Here is a 23,772-nt window from a genome sequence, read left to right on the forward strand (position 1 = left end):
GGTCGCGCCGTGATGCGCGACTCCCTGCCGCCTCCTCCGTCGCGTCGCCCCGATGTCGAGGACGACTTCGCCGACGGCCCCGACCCTGCGCTCTGGGTCGCGCACTACCTGCCGCACTGGACGACGCCCGACCGCTCCGCGGCGCGGTTCGACGTCGCCGCGGATGGCCTGCGCCTCCGGATCGATGAGGACCAGCTCGACTGGCGCCCCGAGGACGCACCGCTGCGCGTCTCGAACCTGCAGACCGGGGTCTTCTCGGGGCCGCTCGGGTCGACGCGCGGCACGCATCGGCATCGCCCCGATGGCCTCTCGGTTCGAACCGAGACACCGGCGCGCCTGCTGTGGGCGCCGCGCTCGGGCCGCGTCGACATCACCGTGAGCGCGAGCGCGGATGAGGGCGCGATGCTCGCCGCGTGGCTCGTCGGGACGGAGCATGAGCGCGCAGAGGACGCGGGCGAGATCTGCATCTTCGAGATCGACGCGGAGGCTGTGGGGTCATCGACCGTCGCCCGCACGGGCATCAAGGCCCACGGCGACCCGGGGCTGCGCACCGACATGGCCGAGGTGACGCTGCCGTTCGACGCCGCGAGACCGCACACGTGGACCGCGATCTGGGGCGCGGGCGAGACCGTCATCGGATGCGAGGGCGTGGTCGTGCGCCGGATCCCGCAGGCCCCCGACTGCCCCCTGTTCCTGCTCGTCGACCTGTTCGAGGTCGGCGGGCGCGGCGGCTCCTACCCGAAGACGGCGCGGCTGCACCGCGTGCGCGGCTGGAGCGGCGCGTGACTCAGCCGTCGACGTCGCCGTCGACGTAGACCCAGCGGCCGCCGCGGCGCGCGAAACGGGAGCGCTCCTCGAGCCGGCCAGGGCCATCCGCCGTCGTGAAGTGCGCGACGAACGCGACCTCGTCGCCCGCGGCCTCGAGGATCTCGAGGCGCGTCCACGTCGTGCTGTCGTCGAGGGCGAGGTCGGCGGGGCGCGTGCGCGGGTGCCAGGTGCGCGCGAGGTAGTCGACATCGCCCTTCGAGAAGGCGCTGTACCGCGAGCGCATGAGCTCTTCCGGGGTCTCCGCGAGGCGCGCGCCGGAGTGGAGGGCGCCGCAGCACGACGGATACGGCCGCCCGCTCCCGCACGGGCAGGTCTCGGCGAAGCTCATGACTCGAGCCTACGGTCCGGCGCCGAGACCGCCCGTGTGCAGGGAGAACGCGTCACGACGCGTCGCGGTGTCCGTGGTGGAAGCCGCGCGGGCCGAAGCGGTGGGGCCCGAAGCCGTGTCCGTGCGGGCCGAAGCCGTGGCCGTGGCCGTGGGGCCCGAAGCCGTGGGGCCCGAAGCCGTGGGGCCCGAAGCCGTGGCCGTGCGGGCCGAAGCCGTGGCCGTGTCGGCCGCGGGGACGCGTGCGGCGGGGCAGGGGCTTGCCCTCCTCCCAGCCGAGCTCGCGCGCGATGGCCTCGAGTGAGGCGAGGGTCGTGGCGAAGTCCTCGGGAGAGACCGCGGCGGCGACGCGCTCGCGCACGGCGGCGACCCGGGGCGCGAGCCGATCGAGTGTCGTGCGCCCCTCGTCGGTCAGGGTCCATTCCCCGTCGACGAGCTCGACCCATCCGTGCTCGGCGAGCATCGTGACGCGGTGGGGCTTGCGAGCGAGTCGGTCGTGCAGACCCGGCGCGTCGACCGTGCCGGCGAGCGCGTTCAGCAGCCGCCAGTCGCGGTGGTCGATGCCCTCGCTCTCGAGCGCGGCGTCGATCTGCTGGGAGAGCAGGGAGTCGACGGCCTTCAGCCAGAAGCCGAGGGGGCGGCCGTCGTCCTGCGGGGTGCGGTGTGTGGTGTCGGTGTTCATGGAGGTCTCCAAATCAATGTCATCGTGCATGTATATGCAGGATGACATGCATCGGAGCTCCATGTCAAGTGTCATGTACTTTAGAGGGGTGGCAGAGCCGACCGATCCCGCAGCCCGCATCGCCGCCGCCCTCGCGCGGCTGCGGCTCGGGCGCCGCGGCGGGGAGGGGCCGTTCGAGCACGGGCATCCGCTTCACGGCGGCCCGTTCGGAGGCCCCCACGCCGGGCCGCACGGCGGTCCGCTCGGTGCGCACCACGGGCACGGCGGTCCGCACGGCGATCACCCGCGCGGTCCGTTCGGGCGCTCGATCGCACGTCTGCGGCTGCTGGAGATCCTCGCCACGGCGGATGGTCCGCTGTCGGTCGGGCAGATCGGCGAGCGCCTCGGCGTCGATCAGCCTCGCGCGAGCCGGCTCGTGCAGGCCGTCGTGGAATCGGGACACGCTCGCCGGGAGGCCGATCCTGCCGATGCGCGTCGGACGCTCATCGCGCTCACGGACGAGGGCCGCGCGATCGCGGCGCGCACGCACGGCGCGCGCACGGAGGCCGTCGAGCAGGCACTGGCCGGCTTCACCGCCGAGGAGCGCGCGCAGCTCGCGGATCTCCTCGGGCGCTTCGCCGACGCGTGGCCCGACCCGCGCCGTCCGCAGGGCTGAGCCGGCCCGGGCTCCGAGCCGAGCCATCCGTCTCCCGCCCCGCTGACGCGGAGAGGCCGGGCCGCCCGGAGGGGCGACCCGGCCTCGGTGTCGTGCCGTCGTCAGGACCCGGCGTTGACCTCGATGGTCATCGTGCCCTCGCGGCGGTCAGCGCCCACGACCTGGATGGTCGTGCCCGTGCCGCCGACGATGACCGAGTTCTGCGGGTTGGCCTCGTCGTAGTAGGCGTACGGGTCGGAGTCGTCGAAGAGCGACACCGGCTTCTGCTTCTTGAGCTCGAGGGTGGTCATGCCCTCCTCGGTCTCGCGGTGCAGCGACAGCTTGTCGGTCTTGTCGAGCCCGAACGTCGCGTCGAACGTCTGGATGCGGTTGCGCGCGATCGTCCCGTCCGTCCAGGTCAGCGCCTGCGGACGCGCGTCGACCGGCAGGGCCTGGCCGCCGCCCGGGTGCGCCGAGGTGTTGTTGTCCTCGTAGAGCCCGTTCACGTACCAGATGAGCAGGCCGTCCTGGAACGGGAAGTGCTCGACCCGGTTCGGGTTGGTCTGCGACCAGCCGAAGTTGTACGGGCCCTCGGCGAGCGTCGCGTCGTAGCCGCCGTACACGCGGTTCTCCGCGATGTAGCGGTGGTCGTACTGCACGGTGTACCCGCCGTCCTCGATGAGCTCGAAGCCGGCGCGCTCCCAGTCCGCTGCGCCGTCCTCGACGTCGGTCGACAGCGCGTCGCCCACGGCGATGTCGTCGACCTTGAAGCCGGGGTTGTTGACCGCGCCGTCGGTGACGTACCGGAAGCGGATCTGCGCGGTCTGCCCCGCGTAGGCCCCCAGATCGGCGGTGAGGGCCGTCCAGCCCTCGGTCGCGCCCGTGATGCCGTTGCCGAGGTTCGCCCCGTTCGGGTCCTCGGTCGTCGAGTGGTCGGTCGCGAGCGGCGTCCAGCTGGCCCCTGCGTCAGTCGAGATCTCGGCGTACGCGTAGTCCCAGTCGGCTTCGATGTCGTAGTCGACCTGCGCGGTCAGCGCGGCGCCTGCCGGAACCTCGAACGCAGGGCTCGTGACGGTGCTGTCGAGCCCTGCGCCGCTGCCCGAGAAGAAGTACTTCGTGCCGGATGCCGCCGGCCCGGTCTCGACGAACTGCTCGCCGGGAGGCAGGTTGACGATGACGGCCTGCGGGCGCGTCGTCGCGTGGAAGGCCGGTCCGAGGTCGACGGTCGCCGACTCGCCCGCCTCGACCGTCTCGTAGTCGAGCCAGCCGAGGAACAGCTTCTCGGTCGCGCCCATGTGGTTCGGGGTCGTGCCGATCGTGCCGTCGCCGTGCCCGAGCCACGAGCCCGAGCTCATCAGCGTCCAGAAGGCGGTGCCGTTGTCGCCGCCGTCGGTGTCGTAGTAGTCGGGAAGGCCCAGGTCGTGCCCGAACTCATGGGCGAAGACGCCGAGTCCGCCGTTCTCGGGCTCGGTCGTGTAGTCGCGGATCCAGATGTCCGTGTCGCCGATGCGGACGCCGCCCGCCTTCGGGTGGTCGGCCGGTCCGTCGACGCCGAGACCCGCCTGGTTCGCCGCCCAGCGGTGCGACCAGATCGCCCACTCGGGGGCGCCCGCCTCCTCGCCCTCGCCGGCGTGGATCGCCTGGAAGTGGTCGATGTAGCCGTCGGGCTCGTTCGTGATGCCGTCGCCGTCGAGGTCGTACCGGTCCCACACGTCGAACGTCTGGAGGTACGCCACGATCTCGTCGTGCGTCTTGCCCTGCGCGAGCTGATCGGCGTACCAGGCGTCCGCGGAGTCCTGGATGAAGCGCGTCATGTCGTCCTGCGACTCGGTCTGCCCGTACGACGCCTCCGCGTACGGCACGGTGACCCAGTCGGACACGTCGCCCTGCAGGTCGAAGCGGCCGGACGACATCTCGTCGTAGACGCCGCGGAACGACTCCCCGCCCTGGTCCTCGAGGCCCGTGAAGAACATCTCCAGGAAGTGCTCGCGCGAGAAGTCCTCCTCCCAGTAGGTCGAGTTGTCGTCGGCGGCGGGCTCCGGGATCTCGTTGTGCAGCGGACCCGCGGCCGGGGCCTCGGGGAACCGCTCGTCCGGGGTGTCGCCGAACTCCACGAGGATCGAGAACAGCTGGGCCGTCTCCTCGACGCCGTACTCCACCCAGTCATCGGGGGCGATCTCCACGACGCGGGTCTTGTTCTTCCCCTTGCCGCGCTCGGTGACCTCGGCCTGGCCCGTCGCGACCAGCTCGGCCGCCCGCATCTTCTCCGCCGTGCGCTTCTCGGCGAGCGGATCGGGGCGGTCGTCCTGCTGTGCGGGGACGGTCGGGTCGAGCGGCGGAGCCGTGTCGGTGTCGCTCGGTGCCGCGGTGGCGGCCGTCGGTGCGAGCGCCCCGGCGAGCAGGATCGCTGCTCCCAGTGCGCATGCGGTGCGTGACTTCACTCTTCCTCCAGGTTTCACGCGTCGACCGCGAGGTCGGCGCCCGGATGTCTGCGACACGGCGTCGTCGCCGTGCGCAGACGGATGAACCCAACCTAGAGACCCAGGTGTTTCACAGAAATGACATTCTGTCGAACCGCGATGGGGAGTTCTGCCCATGAGGTGCCCATCTGGTGCGTCGTTCCGCTCATCCACGCGGATGCGGATGATCGGTCGGATGGCCCGGACGCGCGGTCGGGCGGCCAGCGCCGGGCTCCGCGACGCTGGAGGGCATGACGAACACCGCCTCGCTTCCGACCGTCGACGAACGCCTCTCACCTCCGCGCGAGCGCCTCCGCTACGGCGCGCTCGTGACGATGATGGTCATGAGCTTCGTGCTGGTGACCGCGGAGTTCCTTCCGAACGGCGTGCTCACCGAGTTCGCGCGCGACCTCGGTGTGACGGCGGGCCAGGCGGGGCAGGCGGTCACCGTGACCGCTCTCGTCGGATTCCTCGTCGCCCCGACGATCGGCCTCCTCGTGCCGCGCCTCGACCGCAGGGACCTGCTCGTGTGGCTCGCGGTCGCGGCCGCCGTGTCGAACCTGCTCGTCGCGCTCGCGCCGTCCCTGGGCATCGTGCTCGCGTCGCGGGTCCTGCTCGGTGCTGCGCTCAGCGGGTTCTGGTCGATGTCGCTCACGGTGGCGTCGCGCATCGCCGGCCCGGAGCGGCTCGGGCGCGCGGTCATGTTCACGACCGCCGGGACGTCGCTGGCGACGGTGCTCGGGGTTCCGCTCGGCGTGCTCCTCAGCACGTTCGCCGACTGGCGCGCCGTCTTCGCGGGCGCCGCCGTCGTCACGGCCGCCGTCGCCGTCGCGCTCCGCGTGCTCCTGCCGAAGGTGCCGGCGCAGAGCGCAGCGAGCCTCGCCATCCTCGGCAGCACGCTCCGCCGGCCCGGGATCGCACTGGGCCTCGCCGGCCACGTGCTCACGGTTCTCGGCCACTTCACCGCGTACACCTACATCCGGCTCGCGCTGGAGCGGATCACGGAGGGACCCCAGCGCACGCCGCTCGACGAGGGGGCGATCGTGCTCCTCCTCGCCCTCTTCGGCGTCGGCGGGCTCGTCGGCAACGTCGTCACCGGCGTGATCGTCGACCGCCACCTGGGCCTGCTCTCGGCTGCCGTGCCGGTGCTCGTCGGCGCGCCGATCGTCGCGGTCATCCTGTGGCCGACCTCGCTCGCGGTCGTCGGCGTCGCCGTGGTCGTGTGGGGTGTCGCGTTCTCGGCGTGGCTCATCGTGCTGAACGCCTGGATCGGCCGCCGCCTGCCCGACCGCCTCGAGGCCGGCGGAGGCCTGGTCGTCGCGGGATTCCAGCTCGCGATCATGCTCGCGGCCGGCATCGGCGGGGTGCTCGTCGACGCCGCGGGGGTCGACGCGGCCTACATCACGGGAGCCGTCGCGGTCGCCCTCGGCGCCGTGCTGCTCGGTCTCGCCGGTCGCCGGTAGGGCCGGTCGCGGCTACGCGCGGACGAGCGCTCGCGCACGCCACGCCGACGGCGTGACGCCCGTGTGGCGTCGGAATGCGCGGCTGAAGCCCTCGTCCGACGCGTAGCCGAGGCGGCGGGAGACCTCGGAGACCCCGGCACCGCCCGCGAGCAGGTCCTGCGCGGCCGCCATGCGCACCTCCGTCAGGTATCCGAGCGGCGACCGTCCGACGACCGAGCGGAACCGCTCGGCGAAGACCGAGCGAGACATGGCCGCGATCGCGGCCATCCGCTCGACCGTCCAGTCGCGCCCGGGCTCTGCGTGGATGGCCTCGATCACGCGCGCGAGGAACGGATCCGCGGTGCGCGCGGGCCATCCGTCGGGTGCGCAGCCGGCGACGGCCCACGCGCGCAGCGTCGCGAGAGCGAGCGTCGTCGCCATGAGGCGGCAGATCACGGGAGCCGCCCCGGCGTACGGGCTCGTCACCGCGGGGAGGCCGAGGTGGGCTGCGAGCGCCGCGGCGGCGGGCTCGATGCGCGAGAACCCGCTGACCGAGACGAGATCCGGCACGATCGCGAGCTGCCGCTGGACGGACTCGGATGCGCTCAGCCGCGAGACGATCACGAAGGCTCCGTCGCCGCGGATCCGCATCGGCTCGCGGCCCAGGGAGAGAAGCGTGTCGCCCGCGACGAGCTCCGTCGGCGGCGCTCCGTCGCGCGCGCCGCAGTCGTAGGCGCGCGGCGGCAGGGCCAGTGCCCCCTCGAGCACGTACACGAGCGCGGCATCGCCCGCGCCGAGGGCGATCTCCCGCTCGATGCGGAGCCGGTCGGTGCTGCGTACCTCCCACTCGAGCGACGACAGCAGGCGCTCGAGCGCATCGCCGTCGCGCAGTGCGGGGAGCGGGGTCAGCAGCGTCACACCGGCGTGAACCGCCGCCGGCGCGCCGCTATTCCGTCTGCGTCAGAGGAGACCGTGCCGCGCGAAGGCCTTCGCGAGGCCGTCCTCGTCGATCGGAGCGGTCACCTCGTCGGCCGCCTCCTTCGCCTGCAGCGTGCCGTTGCCCATCGCGATGCCGACACCCGCGAGCTCGAGCATCTCGAGATCGTTGTTGTTGTCGCCGATCGCGATCGCATCGGCGAGGTCCATCCCGATCCGATCGACCAGCTCGCGGATCGCGCTGCCCTTCGTCACCGCGGGCATCGACACCTCGCCGCTCGCCGTGCCCATGCCGGGGATCGTGCCCGTGATGACCGTGAACTCGGCGCCCACGGCACGCTGCACGGCGTCGTAGGCCCCGAGGTCGTCGCCCGAGAACACGGCCTTCGCCGTGCGGTCGTGGCGCAGCGGCGGGATCTCGCCGAGGTACCGGCCGAGCCCGCGATCCGAGACGCCCTCGCCATCCGAGACGCCGAGCTGACGGCGCAGGTGCCGCTGCATGCCCGCGGTGGCATAGAAGTACTCGCGCCCCTGGAGCACGTAGTCCAGCCCGAGCGCGTCGAACTCCTCGCGCAGCCTCCGGCAGGACGCCTCGGGCATGAGGCGCTCGATGATCCACTCGCCGTCGTACTCGACGAAGGCGCCGGCGCCCGCGACGATGCCGTCGAACCCGATGTCGGTCACCTGCACGTCGACCTCGTAGGGCGTCCGCCCCGTCGCGAGCAGCACGAGATGGCCGTTCGCGCGAGCGCGGCGGATGGCATCGGGCGTCGAGGGCGGGATGGTCCCGTCGTGGTCGAGGATCGTCCCGTCGATGTCGAGGAACACGATGCGACGGCGGGCGGTGCGGGGCATGCTCCCGACGCTACCCGCCCCGGATCACCGCGCGGCCTTCACGGGCAGCAGCAGGAGGAATCCGAGCAGGAGGACGAGCACGAGGCCGAGGATGCCGAACGTCGTCTGGTGCGTGACGGTGATGAGGAGCGCCCACGCGGCTGAGGCCATCCAGCTCGCGGCGCGCCCCGTCGTCGCGTAGAGGCCGAAGATCTCGCCCTCGCGGCCCGCGGGCGTGACCCGGGCGAGGAACGACCTCGACGCCGCCTGGGCCGGTCCGACGAACACGCACAGGATGAGCCCGCCGATCCAGAACACGGTGCGCCCGGCATCGGCGAGTGCGAAGACCGCGAGCCCCGCGAGGGTCATCGCGCCGAGCGAGAAGAGGATGATGCGCTTGGGCCCGAACCGGTCGTCGAGGCGACCCGAGATGATCGTCGAGACGCCCGCGATGACGTTCGCGGCGACGCCGAAGATCATGAGCTCGAGCGTGCCGAAGCCGAAGACGCTCGCCGCGATCACCGCGCCGAACGTGAACACCCCGGCGAGGCCGTCGCGGAAGACCGCGCTCGCGAGGAGGAACCAGAAGGTCGGGCGCGTGGCGGGGGAGCGGTAGAGGCCGGCGACATCCTTCACGAGCAGCGCGTACGACTGCACGAAGCCCACGCGGCGCTCGGGGCGCCCGAGCGAGGGCTCGGGCACCTTCACGAAGATCGGGATGGCGAACGCGATCGTCCACAGGGCGCAGCCGACCGCGATGACGCGGAACGGGAGGCCGCCCTCCGACGAGAGCCCGAACCAGTCGCCCAGGTAGAAGACGATGACGAGGGCGAGGGCGACGATGCCGCCGAGGTACCCGAACCCCCAGCCGAGGCCCGAGATGCGCCCGATCGTCTTCGGCGTCGCGATGCCGATGAGGATGGCGTTGGAGTTGACGGCCGCGATCTCGCCGAACACCATGCCCGCTGAGATCAGCGCGACCCCCAGCCAGAACAGGGTCGGGGTGGGCTCGACGAACCACAGGCCGAGCATGCAGACGATGAGCGCCCCCGTGCCGATCCCGAGCCACAGCTTCTGCCGGCCTGCGGCATCCGCCTGCTGCCCGAGAACCGGGGCGAGCAGGAGGATGAGGAGGCCCGCGACCGTGGTGCCCCATCCGAGGCCCGATGCGAGGTCGGCGAGCGCCGCGACCTTGACCGGGTCGTCGTCGGCGAGACCCTGCACATCGGGCAGAAGGAAGGCGTCTGTCGTCAGGTAGAGGGCCGTGAAGATGAACGTGAGGATGACCGTGTTGAACGGCTGGGTCGCCCAGTCCCAGAGCGCCCACGCGAAGACGGTGGCGCGCGATGCGGGAGCGCGCTCAGGGAGCTCGAGCCCCATCACGGTCAGCGCGGCGGTGTCGGCGGCCGCGGGCGGCGCGGAGGGGTGGGCGGGCTCGGGCATGTCGGTCACGCTAGGCCTCCTCGGTGAACGCGCGGTGGCGCGCCGTCGCGCCGCTGCCGCCCGTTCTCCCGCTGAGACTAGTGTCCGGCGTCGAGACCTGTGTTCCCGACACCGGTCTCGACGACCGGCGCTAGTCTCGGACGCCCGCTACACCGGTCTCGACGACCGGCGCTAGTCTCGAGGGTGCGGGGTGAAGTTGAGTCGGGCTGTATCAAGTTTCTTGACTTCCCCCGGCTGTCGCCGTACGCTTGAGTCAGCGCGACTCAAGATCGCGCGCAGACTTCAGGCAGCGACAGAAGGAGAAGCAACATGGCACGTGCTGTGGGTATCGACCTCGGGACGACCAACTCGGTCGTCTCGGTCCTCGAGGGCGGCGAGCCGAAGGTCATCGCCAACGCCGAGGGCTTCCGCACGACCCCGTCGGTCGTCGCGTTCACCAAGGACGGCGAGGTGCTCGTCGGCGAGACCGCGAAGCGCCAGGCCGTCACCAACGTCGACCGCACGCTCGCGTCGGTCAAGCGCCACATGGGCACCGACTGGACGTTCAAGGTGGACGACAAGTCGTACACGCCGCAGGAGATCTCGGCGCGCATCCTCCAGAAGCTGAAGCGCGACGCCGAGCAGTACCTGGGCGACACGGTGACCGACGCCGTCATCACCGTGCCCGCGTACTTCAACGACGCCGAGCGCCAGGCCACGAAGGAGGCCGGCGAGATCGCGGGCCTCAACGTCCTGCGCATCATCAACGAGCCCACGGCCGCCGCCCTCGCGTACGGCCTCGACAAGGGCAAGGAGGACGAGCTCATCCTCGTCTTCGACCTCGGCGGCGGAACCTTCGACGTCTCGCTGCTCGAGGTGGGCAAGGACGACGACTTCTCGACCATCCAGGTGCGTGCCACGGCGGGCGACAACCGCCTCGGCGGCGACGACTGGGACCAGCGCCTCGTCGACTACCTCATCAAGCAGTTCAAGGACTCCACGGGCGTCGACGTCTCGAACGACAAGATCGCCCTGCAGCGCCTCAAGGAGGCCGCGGAGCAGGCGAAGAAGGAGCTCTCGAGCTCGACGTCGACGAGCGTCAACCTGCCGTACCTGTCGCTCACGGAGAACGGCCCCGTGTCGCTGTCCGAGACGATCTCGCGCGCGAAGTTCGAGGACCTCACGAAGGACCTCCTCGAGCGCACGAAGAAGCCGTTCCAGGACGTCATCCGCGAGGCGGGCATCAAGGTCTCCGACATCGCGCACGTCGTGCTCGTCGGCGGCTCGACCCGCATGCCCGCGGTCAGCGAGCTCGTGAAGAGCGAGACGAGCCAGGAGCCCAACAAGGGCGTCAACCCGGACGAGGTCGTCGCCGTCGGCGCCGCCATCCAGGCGGGCGTGCTGAAGGGCGAGCGCAAGGACGTCCTCCTCATCGACGTCACCCCGCTGAGCCTCGGCATCGAGACCAAGGGCGGCGTCATGACCAAGCTCATCGAGCGCAACACGGCCATCCCGACCAAGCGCAGCGAGACCTTCACGACCGCAGACGACAACCAGCCGTCGGTGGCCATCCAGGTCTTCCAGGGCGAGCGCGAGTTCACCCGCGACAACAAGCCGCTCGGCACCTTCGAGCTCACCGGCATCGCGCCGGCGCCCCGCGGCGTGCCGCAGGTCGAGGTCACGTTCGACATCGACGCGAACGGCATCGTGCACGTGTCCGCCAAGGACAAGGGCACGGGCAAGGAGCAGTCGATGACCATCACGGGCGGCTCGTCGCTCTCGAAGGAGGACATCGAGCGGATGGTCCGCGACGCCGAGGAGCACGCGGCCGAGGACAAGAAGCGCCGCGAGGCCGCGGATGTCCGCAACCAGGCCGAGACGCTCGCGTACTCGATCGAGAAGCTCATCTCGGAGAACGACGACAAGCTCCCCGCCGACGTGAAGGACTCGGTCAAGGCCGACGTCGACGCGCTCAAGACCGCGCTCGCGGGCGAGGACGACGACGCCGTGAAGGCCGCGTTCGAGAAGCTCAACGAGAGCCAGACCAAGCTCGGCGAGGCGATCTACCAGCAGGCTCAGGCCGCGCAGGAGCAGGCGCCGCAGGACGCCCCGGCCGGCGAGCAGAGCTCGGCGGATGAGGACGTCATCGACGCCGAGGTCGTGGACGACGAGGACGAGAAGAAGAGCTGATGACGGACAAGGACTTCGAGGAGCCCCAGGGCGAGCAGCCCGACGGCGACGAGGTCCAGCCGGACGCCGAGGGGTCGGAAGCCGCCGCTTCCGACCCCGCGGCGCAGCCGGCTGAGACCGCGGAGGAGCGCGACGGCCTGACGGTCGACGACATCCTCGGCGCCGAGCAGACCGACGAGGCGGCGGAGGCGGAGAAGAGCGACTACGAGACGCAGCTCCTGCACGACCTCAAGCGCCTCCAGGCGGAGTACGCGAACTACCGTCGCCGCACCGAGGAGCAGCGCGAGATCGAGATCTCCCGCGCCAGGGGCGAGGCCGTGAAGGGCCTCCTCCCCGTGCTCGACGACCTCGACCGGGCCGAGAAGCACGGCGACCTCGCCGAGGGCAGCCCGTTCTCGGCCGTCGCTGCCAAGGTGCGCGGCGTCGCCGAGCGCCTGGGCGTCGTCGCGTTCGGCGCGACTGGCGAGACGTTCGACCCGCAGCGTCACGAGGCGATCTTCCAGCAGCCGGTCCCCGGCACGACGGAGAGCACGATCCTCGAGGTCGTCGAGGTCGGCTACCTGCTGGGCGACGTCGAGCTGCGCCCCGCCAAGGTCGTCGTCGCCGTCCCGGCGGAATGACTCCCGGTCGGCCCCGCTGCGGCGGGGCCGACCGCTTTCCGGATCACGCGTAGAGCATTCGCAAGAAGAAGGTGCAGATGGCCAGTCAGGACTGGTTCGACAAGGACTTCTACAAGATCCTCGGCGTCGACAAGAACGTGAGCGACGCGGATCTGAAGAAGACCTACCGCAAGCTCGCGCGCAGGTACCACCCCGACTCGAACCCGGGCGACGCGGCTGCGGAGTCGCGGTTCAAGGAGATCAGCGAGGCGTACTCGGTGCTCTCCGACCCCGAGCAGCGCAAGGAGTACGACGAGCTGCGCGCGATGGGCTCGGGTGCGCGGTTCACCGCGCCCGGCGGCGCCGGCGGCGGGTTCGACGACGTCTTCAGCCGGTTCACGCAGCAGCGCACGGCGTCCCCGGGCGACTTCGACGACATCTTCTCGATGTTCTCCGGCGGGGGCGGAGGCTTCGGCTCCGGCCGCTTCGGGCAGTCGACGGGCGGGTACCGCGGCTTCGGCGGCCCCCAGCGCGGCGCCGACGTGCGTGTGCGCGCACGACGATCGACTTCACGACGGCCGCCAAGGGCGAGACCATCACGCTCCAGGGCGAGGACGGCAAGCCGTTCAAGGTCAAGATCCCCGCGGGCGTCGCGGATGGCCAGAAGATCCGCCTGCGCGGGCGCGGGCGTCCCTCGCCGGACGGAGGCGAGAGCGGCGACATCGTCGTCGAGGTCGCCGTCCGATCGCACCCCGTCTTCACGCGCGACGGCCTGAACGTCCGCGTGACCGTTCCGATCACGTTCACCGAGGCGGTGTTCGGCGCGACCATCGAGGTTCCGACGCTCGGTGGCGACCCCGTGAAGCTGCGCGTCGCCCCCGGCACGCCCTCCGGCCGCGTGCTCCGCGTCAAGGGACGCGGCATCGCGTCCAGCAAGGGCACGGGCGATCTCCTCGCCGAGGTGCAGGTGGCTGTGCCGTCGCATCTCGACGACGCCGCGCGCGAGGCGCTTCTCGCCTACCGCGAGGCCGAGCCGAAGGAGAACCCCCGCGCTGAGATGATGGCGAAGGCGAAGCAGTAGCCCGCTGCCGCCATCCGCCCCCGACACCTTCAGGAGGTGAGCACCATGCCGATCCCGGTCGACCCGGCCGACATCGACCCCGATGCGCCGATCTTCCCCATCGCGGCGGCTGCCGAGCTCGCCGCCATGCACCCGCAGACCCTGCGGCAGTACGACCGCATGGGCCTCGTCGTCCCCGGGCGCACGCGCGGCGGATCGCGGCGCTACTCGCTGCGCGACATCGAGCAGCTGCGCGAGGTCGCGCGGCTGTCGTCCGAGGGTGTGCGCCTCGCCGTCATCGAGCGCATCCTGCACATGGAGAACGAGGTGCAGGAGCTGCGCGGCCGTGTCCGCGAGCTCGAGCGCGAGCTGCGCGCCGAGCGCGAGCAGCGTCCGGGCGCGCGCGTGTTCGCGACGAGCGCGAACGGCGCGGTCGTGACGCTGCGTGCGGGCACCCGCGTGCGCCGTCAGACCGACGTCGTGCTCTGGCGTCCCGCCGACTGACGCCCGCAGGCGCGCGCGGCCGTCAGGGCTCGATGCGCGAGTGCTCGCCGAGGCGGTGCCACGTGCGGTTGTGATAGACCAGCGCGTCGCCGGCGTCGCCCGGGTGGATGTCGCGCTCGATGTGCGACTGCAGTGCGTGGGCCGCGACGACCGTCGACGTGCCCGCATCCATCCGGTCGATGACCGCGCAGCGCACCCACGCGCGCACGCCCTCGTACACGGGCTCGCCCGTGGCGAGGCGCGTCCACGGGTGCTCCTGGGCGAAGCGGTCGACTCCGCTCGCGGCGCCGAGCTTCGCCACCTCCAGATCGTGAGCGTCGAGGAAGTGCACGACGACGGTCTCGGCGCGCGAGAGAACGTCCGACGCCGACGACAGCGCCGAGATCGAGAACACCAGGAGCGGGGGCTCGGCGCTCACCGACGCGACCGAGGTCGCCGTTAGGGCGACGGGCCCGTCGCCGGCATCCGCCGTGATGACGGTGACGCCGCCGGGGTGCCCCCGGAAGAGGGCCTTGAAGTCGTCGGGCGACAGCGACGGCGCGAAGCCGTGACGCGGGGTCTCGGCGGGTGCGTCGGCGGGCGACGCCTCAGACGCGCGCATCGGCCAGCTCCTCGCGCAGGATGGCCGCGCCCGCGCTGAGCGCGCTGAGCTTGCGCAGCGCGACCTCCCGGGGGAACGGCGCCATGCCGCAGTTCGTGCTGGGCACGAGCTTGTCCGCGTCGACGTAGGCGAGCGCACGGCGGAGGGTGTCGGCGACCTCCTCGGGGGTCTCGACCGTCTCATCCGCGACGTCGATCGCGCCGAGCATGACCTTCTTGCCGCGGACGAGCTCGACGAGCTCGAGCGGGACGCGGGAGTGGTGGCACTCGAGCGAGACGATGTCGACGGCCGACCGCTGCAGAAGCGGGAACGACTCCTCGTAGTGGCGCCACTGCGAGCCGAGTGTCGCTTTCCAGTCGGTGTTCGCCTTGATCCCGTAGCCGTAGCAGATGTGCACGGCGGTCTCGGCGCGCAGCCCCTCGCACGCGCGCTCGAGGGCGGCGACGCCCCAGTCCTTGACCTCGTCGAGGAAGACGTTGAAGGCGGGCTCGTCGAACTGGATGATGTCGACGCCCGCGGCCTCGAGCTCCCTGGCCTCCTGGTTGAGGATGGTCGCGAACTCCCACGCCAGCTTCTCGCGGCTGCGGTAGTGGGCGTCGTAGAGCGTGTCGACCATCGTCATCGGGCCCGGCAGCGTCCACTTGATCGGGCGGTCGGTGCTCGAACGGAGGAACGCCGCGTCGTCGACGAAGACGGGGCGCTCGCGGTGCACCGCGCCGACGACCGTCGGAACGCTCGCGTCGTAGCGGTCGCGGATGCGCACGGTCCTGCGCTGTGCGAAGTCGACGCCGTCGAGGTGCTCGATGAACGTCGTCACGAAGTGCTGGCGCGTCTGCTCCCCGTCGCCGATGATGTCGATGCCGCGGCGCGTCTGCTCCTGGACGGCGATGCGCATCGCGTCCTGCTTGCCCTCGGTCAGCGCGGTGCCCTCGAGCTTCCAGGGGGACCAGAGCGTCTCCGGCTCGGCGAGCCACGACGGCTTGGGAAGGCTGCCGACGATCGAGGTCGGCAGGAGCGCAGGGGTCATGGATGGTCCTCCGGGGGTCATGCGACGAGAACGGGGTCGCCGGCGGTCCACTGCTCCAGCAGCTCGCGGTTCGGCTCGATGAAGTGCTCCTGCGCGTACTTCCCCTGCGTGACAGCGAGCTGGCTGCGCTCCTCGCGGTCGTAGGAGATCTGCGTCCGCGAGAAGTCCTGCGCGCCCAGGCTCGGGCGGTAGACGGCGGCGGCGGCCGAGTTCGCGTTGTAGATCTCGGGGCGGTAGATCTTCTGGAATGTCTCCATCGTGCTGATCGTGCTGATGAGCTGCAGGTTCGAGTAGTCGTTCAGCAGGTCGCCGCGGAAGTAGAACGCGAGCGGCGCGACGCTTCCGCGCGGCATGAAGTAGCGCACGCGGAGCCCCATCTTCCCGAAGTACTCGTCGGTCAGGGAGTGCTCGTCCTGCTGGTACTCGACGCCGAGGACGGGGTGGCTGTTGCCGGTCTGGTGGTAGGTCTTGCTCGTCGAGACGCTGATGCAGATGACGGGCGCCTGCGGGAAGCGCTGCCGGTAGACATCCGAGTCGAGGAAGTGCTGGAAGAGCCTGCCATGCAGGACGCCGAAGTCGCGGGGGAGCGCGGGCGCGCCCGTGCCATCCTTCGCCGAGGGCAGGACGACGCTGAAGTCGTAGTCGCGGATGTAGGACGAGAAGTTGTTGCCGACGATCCCGTGGTGGCGGGCGCCCGTGTGCCGGTCGATGATCCGCGTGTCGAGGACCTCGAGCAGCGGGAACGGCTGAGCCTCGCCATCCGCCGACGTGCGCAGCTGCACGGAGACGATCTCGAGTTCGAGGGTGTAGCGGTCGCGAGTCGGGTTGTCCCAGTGCGCGAGGTCGTTGAACCGCCGGTCGATCATCGTCAGGGTGCTGCGGAGGTTCTCCTGACGGCGCTCGCCGCGCGCGAGGTTGGCGAAGTTGGTCGTGATCCGGGAGCTCTCCGACGGCGTGTAGTCCTCGTCGAAGGGGGTGGTCGTGATGCTGAACTCGAATGCGCTCGCCATGGGCCAATCCAGGGGTGATGAGGGTCGGGTCGATCCTCGGACGTCGGAGCCTCCATCGTGCCGGGATCCGGGCGATATCGGGTAAGAAGACGACGCTATCCCTCCATATAGTCTGTGGCTATGGCACAGGGAACGAGCGGTCTCACGCTGCAGCAGCTCCGCTACTTCATCGAGGTCGCCGCCGAGGGCTCGATCTCGGGTGCCGCCGACCTGCTCTACGTCGCGCAGCCGACCATGTCGGCGGCGATGAAGGAGCTCGAGGCGCGCGTGGGGCGCACGCTCCTGGTCCGCTCCGCACGCGGCGTGACGCTCACCCTCGACGGGGCGGAGTTCCTCGGCTATGCGCGACAGGTCGTCGAGCAGGTGGAGCTCCTCGAGCAGCGCTACCTCGACCGGCCCCCGTCGCGGCGTCTGCTCGGGGTCTCGGCGCAGCACTACTCGTTCGCGGTCGACGCGTTCGTGCGGATGGTCCAGGCGAGCGGGGCGGCCGAGTACGAGTTCTCCCTGCGGGAGACCCGGACGGGCGACATCATCGAGGATGTCCGCACGCTCCGCAGCGAGATCGGCATCCTCTACCGGAACGACTTCAACCGGAAGGTGATCGACAAGCTGCTGCGGGACTCGGGGCTCGCGTTCCATCCGCTGTTCCTCGCCGAGCCGCACATCTTCATCTCGCGGCGCAACCCACTCGCCTCCCGGAAGCGCGCGACCCTCGGCGACCTCGAGGATCTGCCGCGACTCACCTTCGACCAGGGTGCGGACAACTCCTTCTACTTCGCCGAGGAGATCCTCTCCACCATGTCGAGCAGGCGCGAGATCCGGGTCTCCGACCGGGCGACGATCTTCAACCTCATGATCGGCCTCGGCGGCTACACGATCTCGACCGGCATCATCAGCGACGAGCTCGATCCGGAGATCGTCGCCATCCCCCTCGACGTCGATGAGCGCATCGAGATCGGGTGGATCGACCACGCCGCGATCCCGCTGACGGAGCAGGCGCAGCGCTACCTCGACGAGGTGCGCGCGGTCGTCGCCGGGTTCGGCGTGGAGGTGCTGGGATAGCGCGTCCCTGATGCAGCAGCAAGACGCCAGAGGGCGCTGACGGACGCGTCCACCTGGTCGCGCGTGATCGCGCCGCCGACGTACTGGAGCACGAGACCGTCCAGTGCTGCGAAGACGGCGCGTGCGAGGGCGTCGTCGTCGGCTGTCGCGGCGCTGCCGAACATGCTCCGCGAGACTCCCGCCGTGTAGCGGTCGTACATGTCGATGATCTGCGAACGGACTTCGGCGTCCCGACTCGCTTCGAGAATCATCTCGAACTGATAGACGTGCAGGTCCCGACGCTGGTCGAGGGTGGACCACAGCGCGGCCTTGTAGTCACTCTCCGAGTCAAGGAATCCGTCGAGGTGGGAGTCGCGCATTGCGGTCGCGGCCGACCACTCGAGGGCGGCGTTGGCCAACGCGGACAGCGACCCGAAGTGGTGGGCGACCAGCGAGTTGTTGACACCCGCCTCCTGCGCGACCTTTCGGAAGGTCATGCCATGCAGGCCGTGTCGCGCGACCACGCGAACGGCGGCCTCGATGAGCGCCTCGCGGCCGGTGCCGTACTTGATGCGTTGAGGTTCATCGGCCATGTTCGCACCCTATCTCCCGATGAAGTGACGGCGAATCTAAGCAAACGCTTGACTTTAAATTGAGCAGATGCTGGAATTGCTCGCACTACCCGACGTTCAAAGGAGAACGCCATGGCAACCGCTCGAACGGATGCGACCGCCGGACCGACGACGGCGCTGAAGCGCAACAGTCTCGGCGTGGTGGGCATCGCCTTCTTCGTCATCGCCGCCGCTGCCCCGATGGCTGCCTTCGTCGGCGCGTCTCCTGTCGTCTTCTCCCTCGTCGGCCCTGGTGCACCTGCGGTGTACGTGATCGTCGCCGGAGTGATCGCGATCTTCGCGATCGGATATCTGAAGATGAGCCGGCACATCACGAACGCGGGCGGCTTCGTGGCGTACATCGCTCGCGGGCTGGGATCGAGGACGGCCACCGGCGCGGCGGGGATCGTCGTCGTGACCTACCTCGCCCTTCAGATCGGCCTGGTGGCTCAGTTCGGCGTGTTCGCACAGCAGCTGGCTGCCGAGGCGGGGCTCGACCTCCCTGTGTGGGTCTGGGTCATGCTCGCCATCGTCATCACCACCATCCTCGTCATGCGCGGCGTCGACCTGAACATGCGCGTGCTCGGCGTGATCATCGCGCTCGAGGTCGTGGTCGTCGCCATGCTCGTCGTCGGCATCCTCGTCGCTTTCCCGGGCCAGGACCCCTCGCTGGTGAGCTTCAGCCCCGCGGTTCTCGCGAACCCGGGCGTCGGCGTCGCCGGCCTCTTCGTCTTCACATGCTTCACGACCTTCGAGGCGACGACGGTGTTCGCCGAGGAAGCCCGCAACCCTCGCCGCACCATCCCCGTCGCGCTGTTCGTCGTGATCGGCTTCGTCGCTGCCTTCTACACCCTCGCCACGTGGGCGGTCAGCTACGGGATCGGCGCCGACAACGTCCAGCAGGCGTCGGCAGACGATCTCTCCGGGGTGATCTTCGATATCGCCAGCCGTGCCGTGGGCCCGTGGTTCTCGCTCGTCCTCCAGGTCCTCGTGCTCACGAGCTTCCTGGCGATGCTCATCGGCGTGCAGAACATGTTCGCCCGCTACTGCTTCGCGCTGGGCCGAGCCCGCGTCCTGCCTCGCCTCTTCGCTCGCGTGTCCGAGGTCAAGCGCGCCCCGCACCTGGCCGCGCTCGTGGATGCCGCTGTCTGCGTGGTGATCCTGGCAGCGTTCTTCGCCGCCGGGGCGGACCCCATCGTCGTCATCTACGCCTGGTTCGTCGCGCTGGGCACCATCGGCTTCATCGTGATGATGACCATCGCCTCGGTGGGCATCCTCGCCTTCTTCATCCGTGAGCGGCTGGAGACCGGATTCTGGAGCACCAAGTTCGCGCCGACGCTCGCGATGCTCCTGAATGCCGCGGTTCTCGTCATCGCTCTCTCGAACTTCGACGTGCTGCTGTTCGATGACGGCACGGTCGCGAAGACGATGCTCTGGATGATCCCCATCGCCTTCGCCATCGGGTTCGTGATGCCCAGCTTCCGCAAGAACATCGACTTCCACGTCGTCGCGATCTCCTGAGCCCCACCGCCAGCTTCAGCAAGGAACGAATCATGAGCACAACCACCGACTCCCAGGTCCAGGCACGGGACTTCGTCGCCCAGAGTGACTGGCCCGACGTCTCCGCGATGATCAGCGGCTTCGGCGACCCGAGCCTGCCCGCCAGCAGCGCACTCGTCGGCCAGACCATCGACATCACGTACGACAACGGATGGATGGTCCGGCACGTGTTCCATACCGACGGTGAGTTGACCTGGACCCTTCTCGAGGGTGACGATGCCGGCGCAGCGGGCATCCATCCGTACCGCGCCGTCGAAGTGCGCCCCGGCATCCAGCTTGTCGACGTCCTCAAGGGCGAGGGGCCGCGTACGCACTCCTTCACCTTCGTGCTCGACCTCGCTGACGGACGGGTCACGGCCGCGGACAGCGGCATCACCATCGCGGATGGCATCGGACGGACGAACACGACGTTCCTCTCGGGTCGGGTCGTCGGCACGGGCGAGATCGAACCCCGTCGTCGCAGTGACGAGCTCGTGGGCAAGCGCATCTACTACCGCTACAGCGAGACCGAACGGTACGAGCACATCTACCTCAATGGCGGCACGTTCGTGTGGCATTGCATCTCTGGTGCCGAGGCCGGTCTCGCCGACGTCGACGAGACGAAGGCGTTCGAACTCGCCGACGGGATCGTCATCTTCTTCTGGAAGGAAGGCGTGATGCCGGTGGAGAGCTTCCTGGTGGTCGACCTCGACGAGAAGCGCTCCGTCGGACGCATGTTCTGCTGGGAGAACTCGACGCAGAGCGTCGTGCACATCCCCTTTGACAGTCGCTTCACCATCCTCAACGAGACCACCTATCCGAACGACTGATCGGCACCATCCACAAAGGAGATCACGATGCCAGACTTCATCAGCCACGCTCGTTTCGACCGCTCGAATGCGGAGCCGTTCGAGGTCGGCGTCGTCCAGTGGACCCGACGCCCGGGCGACGGCGGGCGACCCCATCTGTCCTCCGGTTTCTGGTTCGTCACCCCCGAAGAAGCGCCTGGTGCAATGCGTGTCGTCGGGCACGCCGACGAGACCGTGTACATCCTCGAAGGGCATCTGCGGATCGAGCCCGAGGGCGGCGAGCCCTTCGAGCTGACCGCAGGTTCGGTGGCCTCCTTCAACAAGGGCGCTGCCGCGCTGTGGACCGTGTTGGCGCCCACGGTCGAGTTCTTCGTCTACTCCTGAGAAGCGCCATGATCGATCAGCACTACGAGGTCATCGTCGTCGGAGCCGGGTTCGCAGGCCTCACCGCCGCACGCGAACTCACCTGGAGCGGAAAACGCGTCCTCCTCGTCGAAGCGCGCGACCGCATCGGCGGACGCACATGGTTCGACCGTCGGCTCGGCATCGAGATCGAGCTCGGCGGCACCTGGGTGCACTGGACGCAGCCGTACGTCTGGGCCGAACTCCATCGCTACGGACTCGGAGTCGTGGCCAGCCCAGCGCCCGCCACTGCGTGGTGGCACGTGGACGGAAAGCCGACCGTCGTCGCGCCCGATGCGCTACTCGAGCTCATGGACGAGCCGAACCGCGAGCTCGGTGCAGAAGCGCGTGCCGTCTTCCCGCAGCCGTTCTCGCCCCTGAGCTCTGCACCCGGAGCGGCATTCGATGCCCGCGGGATCTCCGAGCGCATCGACGCTCTGGATCTCGACGAGAATCGTCGCGCACTCCTCCGCGCGTTCTGGACGCTGAACTTCAACGGGCGCCTCGGCGAGGCCGCCTACACTCAGGCCCTGCGCTGGCTTGCGGTCGCCAATGGTGACTGGAGGGTCATGTTCGAGGCGTGCGCGAGTTACAAGATCGCGGGCGGTACGCGCGCTCTGGCCGAAGCGATCCTCGCCGACACGAACGCGGAGCTGCGACTCGGCGCAGAAGTGACGGCCGTGGTCGAAGGTGACGGCCCCTCTCGCGTGGAGTTCGCAGACGGCACGCACGCTCGCGCGGACGCCGTGATCCTGACGGCTCCGCTGAACGCACTCTCCCGCATCCGCTTCGAGCCCCCGCTGCCGGAGAGCGCCGGGCGGGCGGTCTCCGCCGGACAGATCGGACTCGGTACGAAGATCTGGTTCGCGGTCCAGGGAGAGCTTCCCCATTTCGTCGCCTTCGGCAGCGAAGACGATCCCTTCACCTTCCTTCAATCCGAATACCACGTGGACGGACGCACCATCGTCATCGGCTTCGGCCCTGATGCGCGCGCGATCGACGCGAGCGATGTCGCCGCCGTGCAAGCCGCGGCGGACAGGCTCGTGCCCGGGCTCGCCGTCGTCGCTGCAACGGGCCACGACTGGACGGCCGATCCGCTGTCGGGGGAGACCTGGCCGATGCACCGCACCGGATACCTCTCACAGGGGCTGCCGGCGCTGCGCGCCGGACATGGATGCGTCGTCTTCGCCGGCTCAGACGTCGCCGAAGGGTGGGGCGGATTCATCGACGGCGCCATCGAGAGTGGCCTGTCAGCTGCGCGGAAGGTTCTCGACCGCGCACCCCACGCCGTCGATTCGACGCTCACCCGTACCGCCTGATCACCCCACTCAGCCCAGGAGCAATCATGACGACCGCCACCAGCATCCTCGATGCCATCACCGTTCCCGTCTCAGAGGGTCGTGCGATCCCTGATGCCGCGACGCGGGAGACCATCGGCTACGCGCCGATCCACACCCTCGCCGACCTCGAGTCCGCCGTGTCCGCCGCCCGCGCCGCGCAGCCTGCCTGGGATGGCCTCGGCCACGCGGAGCGCAGCCGTGTGCTGCATGCCATCGCCGATGACATCGATGCCCATGCGGAGGAGCTGGCCGTCATCCTGTCTCGCGAGCAGGGCAAGCCGCTCGACGGGCCCAACGCCCGATTCGAAGTCGGCGCGTGCGCGGTGTGGACCCGCAGCGCGGCGGACACCGTTCTCGAACCGGAAGTCGTCTTCGAGGCGGGCGCAGCGCGAGCCGAGGTCCACTATGGGGCACTCGGAGTGGTGGGAGCGATCGGCCCCTGGAACTGGCCGATGATGATCTCGGTCTGGCAGATCGCGCCATCCCTGCGCATGGGCAACACGGTCGTCGTCAAGCCCAGCGGGTTCACACCGCTCTCGGTTCTCGCGCTCGTGGAGATCTTCAACCGCCACTTGCCCGCGGGTGTCCTCACCGCCGTCACGGGCGACCGGGAGATCGGATCGACTCTCGCTGCGCACCCTGGCGTGGACAAGATCATGTTCACGGGTTCGACACCGACGGGTCGGAAGATCGTCGAAGCCTCGGCGCAGAACCTCGCCCGCCTCACCCTCGAGCTCGGCGGAAACGACGCCGGCATCGTCCTGCCGGGCACCGACGTCGCCGCGCACGCCGAGGACCTGTTCTGGGGCATCTTCATCAACACCGGGCAGACCTGCGCCGCGCTCAAGCGCCTGTACGTCCACGATTCCGTCTATGACGAGACCGTCGAAGCGCTCGCGCACCTCGCACGCACGATGCCGATGGGGCGGGGGCTCGACGAGGGCAACGTCCTGGGGCCTCTGCAGAACCAGAATCAGTTCGACATCGTCCAGCGCCTCGTCGAGGACGCCCGTGCCCGTGGAGCGCGGATCGTCGCCGGAGGCGAGCCCGCGGCCGACCTCGGGCCTCTGTTCTTCCAGCCGACCGTGGTTGCGGACATCTCCGACGGAGCAGCGCTCGTCGACGAGGAGCAGTTCGGGCCGGCGATCCCGGTCATCCGGTACAGCGATGTCGATGATGCGATCTCGCGCGCGAACGCCGCCGAGCAAGGTCTCGGTGCCTCCGTATGGTCCGACGACCCTGAGGCGGCGCTCGCCGTGGCGCAGCGCCTGCAGGCCGGTACCGTTTGGATCAACCAGCACGGCGTGCTCAACCCCCAGGTCCCGTTCGGGGGCACCAAGTCGTCCGGATACGGGCAGGAGTTCGGTGTCGCCGGCCTCAAGGCCGTTGCCGCCCCGAAGGTCATCAGTCGATGACGTGCGCCGGGGCGGCTGTCAATGCGGTCGAGCCCGACGGGATCGCGCAGGTCGTGCGGGGC

The 23,772-nt window shown here is 69.9% G+C and carries 22 protein-coding genes and 1 pseudogene; 13 read left to right on the forward strand and 10 right to left on the reverse strand.

Features of this window, described 5'->3' with window-relative positions; all coding sequences use genetic code 11:
* Nucleotides 1-12: 12 nt before the first annotated feature.
* The gene (locus tag M1D56_RS01030) at nt 13-786 is read left to right on the forward strand and encodes a hypothetical protein (RefSeq protein WP_456285250.1); all 774 of its coding nucleotides are present in this window, start codon (nt 13-15) and stop codon (nt 784-786) included.
* 1 nt (nt 787) lies between these two features.
* Here the strand turns inward: M1D56_RS01030 and M1D56_RS01035 are convergent, their stop codons facing one another.
* Together M1D56_RS01035 and M1D56_RS01040 are read right to left on the reverse strand one after the other, a co-directional pair.
* Nucleotides 788-1,156, reverse strand: a complete 369-nt coding sequence (locus tag M1D56_RS01035) for a YchJ family protein (protein WP_456284398.1) — start codon at nt 1,154-1,156, stop codon at nt 788-790.
* A gap of 52 nt (nt 1,157-1,208) precedes the next feature.
* Entirely contained in the window at nt 1,209-1,835 is a 627-nt protein-coding gene (locus M1D56_RS01040; RefSeq protein ID WP_456284399.1) for a hypothetical protein, read from the reverse strand.
* Nucleotides 1,836-1,923: 88 nt separating this feature from the next.
* On the opposite strand from M1D56_RS01040, the gene M1D56_RS01045 reads away from it, so the two are divergent.
* On the forward strand, nt 1,924-2,490 hold the full coding sequence (locus tag M1D56_RS01045) for a MarR family winged helix-turn-helix transcriptional regulator (protein ID WP_271174614.1): 567 nt from the start codon (nt 1,924-1,926) through the stop codon (nt 2,488-2,490).
* A 101-nt stretch (nt 2,491-2,591) separates the two neighbouring features.
* On the opposite strand, the gene M1D56_RS01050 is transcribed toward M1D56_RS01045, so the two are convergent.
* Entirely contained in the window at nt 2,592-4,910 is a 2,319-nt protein-coding gene (locus tag M1D56_RS01050) for an immune inhibitor A domain-containing protein (protein WP_456284400.1), read from the reverse strand.
* A gap of 269 nt (nt 4,911-5,179) precedes the next feature.
* Here M1D56_RS01050 and M1D56_RS01055 point away from each other — a divergent pair, with 269 nt between their 5' ends.
* Entirely contained in the window at nt 5,180-6,391 is a 1,212-nt protein-coding gene (locus tag M1D56_RS01055) for an MFS transporter (RefSeq protein WP_456284401.1), read from the forward strand.
* A 12-nt stretch (nt 6,392-6,403) separates the two neighbouring features.
* On the opposite strand, the gene M1D56_RS01060 is transcribed toward M1D56_RS01055, so the two are convergent.
* Genes M1D56_RS01060 through M1D56_RS01070 form a run of 3 tightly spaced genes read right to left on the reverse strand, consistent with a single transcriptional unit; the run spans nt 6,404 to nt 9,583 of the window.
* Nucleotides 6,404-7,288, reverse strand: coding sequence for a helix-turn-helix transcriptional regulator (locus tag M1D56_RS01060; RefSeq protein WP_324013022.1), 885 nt, complete (start codon nt 7,286-7,288; stop codon nt 6,404-6,406).
* 42 nt (nt 7,289-7,330) lie between these two features.
* A complete protein-coding gene (locus tag M1D56_RS01065; RefSeq protein WP_282980382.1) occupies nt 7,331-8,161 on the reverse strand; it encodes a Cof-type HAD-IIB family hydrolase in 831 nt (276 codons plus the stop codon).
* A gap of 24 nt (nt 8,162-8,185) precedes the next feature.
* A complete protein-coding gene (locus M1D56_RS01070) occupies nt 8,186-9,583 on the reverse strand; it encodes an MFS transporter (protein ID WP_456285251.1) in 1,398 nt (465 codons plus the stop codon).
* A gap of 309 nt (nt 9,584-9,892) precedes the next feature.
* On the opposite strand from M1D56_RS01070, the gene dnaK reads away from it, so the two are divergent.
* The 4 genes and pseudogenes from dnaK (at nt 9,893) to M1D56_RS01090 (ending at nt 13,915) form a co-directional block, all read left to right on the forward strand.
* The gene (gene dnaK / locus M1D56_RS01075; RefSeq protein WP_456284402.1) at nt 9,893-11,752 is read left to right on the forward strand and encodes a molecular chaperone DnaK; all 1,860 of its coding nucleotides are present in this window, start codon (nt 9,893-9,895) and stop codon (nt 11,750-11,752) included.
* Complete coding sequence (locus M1D56_RS01080) at nt 11,752-12,372, forward strand: nucleotide exchange factor GrpE (RefSeq protein WP_456284403.1); 621 nt, start codon at nt 11,752-11,754, stop codon at nt 12,370-12,372. The genes dnaK and M1D56_RS01080 overlap by 1 nt, the downstream gene beginning before the upstream one ends.
* Before the next feature lie 77 nt (nt 12,373-12,449).
* Nucleotides 12,450-13,432 (forward strand): annotated as a pseudogene (locus M1D56_RS01085) (DnaJ C-terminal domain-containing protein).
* Between the two features lie 45 nt (nt 13,433-13,477).
* The gene (locus M1D56_RS01090) at nt 13,478-13,915 is read left to right on the forward strand and encodes a heat shock protein transcriptional repressor HspR (protein WP_456285252.1); all 438 of its coding nucleotides are present in this window, start codon (nt 13,478-13,480) and stop codon (nt 13,913-13,915) included.
* Nucleotides 13,916-13,937: 22 nt separating this feature from the next.
* Here the strand turns inward: M1D56_RS01090 and M1D56_RS01095 are convergent, their stop codons facing one another.
* Genes M1D56_RS01095 through M1D56_RS01105 form a run of 3 tightly spaced genes read right to left on the reverse strand, consistent with a single transcriptional unit; the run spans nt 13,938 to nt 16,553 of the window.
* Nucleotides 13,938-14,516, reverse strand: coding sequence for a flavin reductase family protein (locus M1D56_RS01095; protein WP_456284404.1), 579 nt, complete (start codon nt 14,514-14,516; stop codon nt 13,938-13,940).
* Nucleotides 14,503-15,543 carry a methionine synthase gene (locus tag M1D56_RS01100; protein WP_456284405.1) on the reverse strand — a complete coding sequence of 347 codons (1,041 nt, stop codon included), beginning with the start codon at nt 15,541-15,543 and terminating at the stop codon, nt 14,503-14,505. The genes M1D56_RS01095 and M1D56_RS01100 overlap by 14 nt, the downstream gene beginning before the upstream one ends.
* A gap of 17 nt (nt 15,544-15,560) precedes the next feature.
* Nucleotides 15,561-16,553 (reverse strand): DUF1852 domain-containing protein, encoded by a 993-nt coding sequence (locus tag M1D56_RS01105; protein WP_456284406.1) that lies wholly within the window; start codon nt 16,551-16,553, stop codon nt 15,561-15,563.
* A 120-nt stretch (nt 16,554-16,673) separates the two neighbouring features.
* Here M1D56_RS01105 and M1D56_RS01110 point away from each other — a divergent pair, with 120 nt between their 5' ends.
* The gene (locus tag M1D56_RS01110; protein ID WP_456284407.1) at nt 16,674-17,615 is read left to right on the forward strand and encodes a LysR family transcriptional regulator; all 942 of its coding nucleotides are present in this window, start codon (nt 16,674-16,676) and stop codon (nt 17,613-17,615) included.
* Here the strand turns inward: M1D56_RS01110 and M1D56_RS01115 are convergent.
* Entirely contained in the window at nt 17,558-18,187 is a 630-nt protein-coding gene (locus M1D56_RS01115) for a TetR/AcrR family transcriptional regulator (protein WP_324013004.1), read from the reverse strand. The genes M1D56_RS01110 and M1D56_RS01115 overlap by 58 nt on opposite strands.
* 111 nt (nt 18,188-18,298) lie before the next feature.
* Here M1D56_RS01115 and M1D56_RS01120 point away from each other — a divergent pair, with 111 nt between their 5' ends.
* The 5 genes from M1D56_RS01120 to M1D56_RS01140 are packed head-to-tail and all read left to right on the forward strand — an operon-like array spanning nt 18,299 to nt 23,710.
* Nucleotides 18,299-19,726, forward strand: a complete 1,428-nt coding sequence (locus tag M1D56_RS01120; protein WP_456284408.1) for an APC family permease — start codon at nt 18,299-18,301, stop codon at nt 19,724-19,726.
* A 32-nt stretch (nt 19,727-19,758) separates the two neighbouring features.
* Nucleotides 19,759-20,574 (forward strand): MoaF C-terminal domain-containing protein, encoded by an 816-nt coding sequence (locus M1D56_RS01125; RefSeq protein ID WP_456284409.1) that lies wholly within the window; start codon nt 19,759-19,761, stop codon nt 20,572-20,574.
* A gap of 27 nt (nt 20,575-20,601) precedes the next feature.
* Nucleotides 20,602-20,937 carry a cupin domain-containing protein gene (locus M1D56_RS01130; RefSeq protein ID WP_456284410.1) on the forward strand — a complete coding sequence of 112 codons (336 nt, stop codon included), beginning with the start codon at nt 20,602-20,604 and terminating at the stop codon, nt 20,935-20,937.
* Between the two features lie 8 nt (nt 20,938-20,945).
* Nucleotides 20,946-22,274 carry a flavin monoamine oxidase family protein gene (locus tag M1D56_RS01135; protein ID WP_456284411.1) on the forward strand — a complete coding sequence of 443 codons (1,329 nt, stop codon included), beginning with the start codon at nt 20,946-20,948 and terminating at the stop codon, nt 22,272-22,274.
* A gap of 26 nt (nt 22,275-22,300) precedes the next feature.
* Complete coding sequence (locus M1D56_RS01140) at nt 22,301-23,710, forward strand: aldehyde dehydrogenase family protein (protein ID WP_456284412.1); 1,410 nt, start codon at nt 22,301-22,303, stop codon at nt 23,708-23,710.
* Nucleotides 23,711-23,772: the final 62 nt, after the last annotated feature.

This window comes from Microbacterium sp. JZ101 (assembly GCF_053903175.1).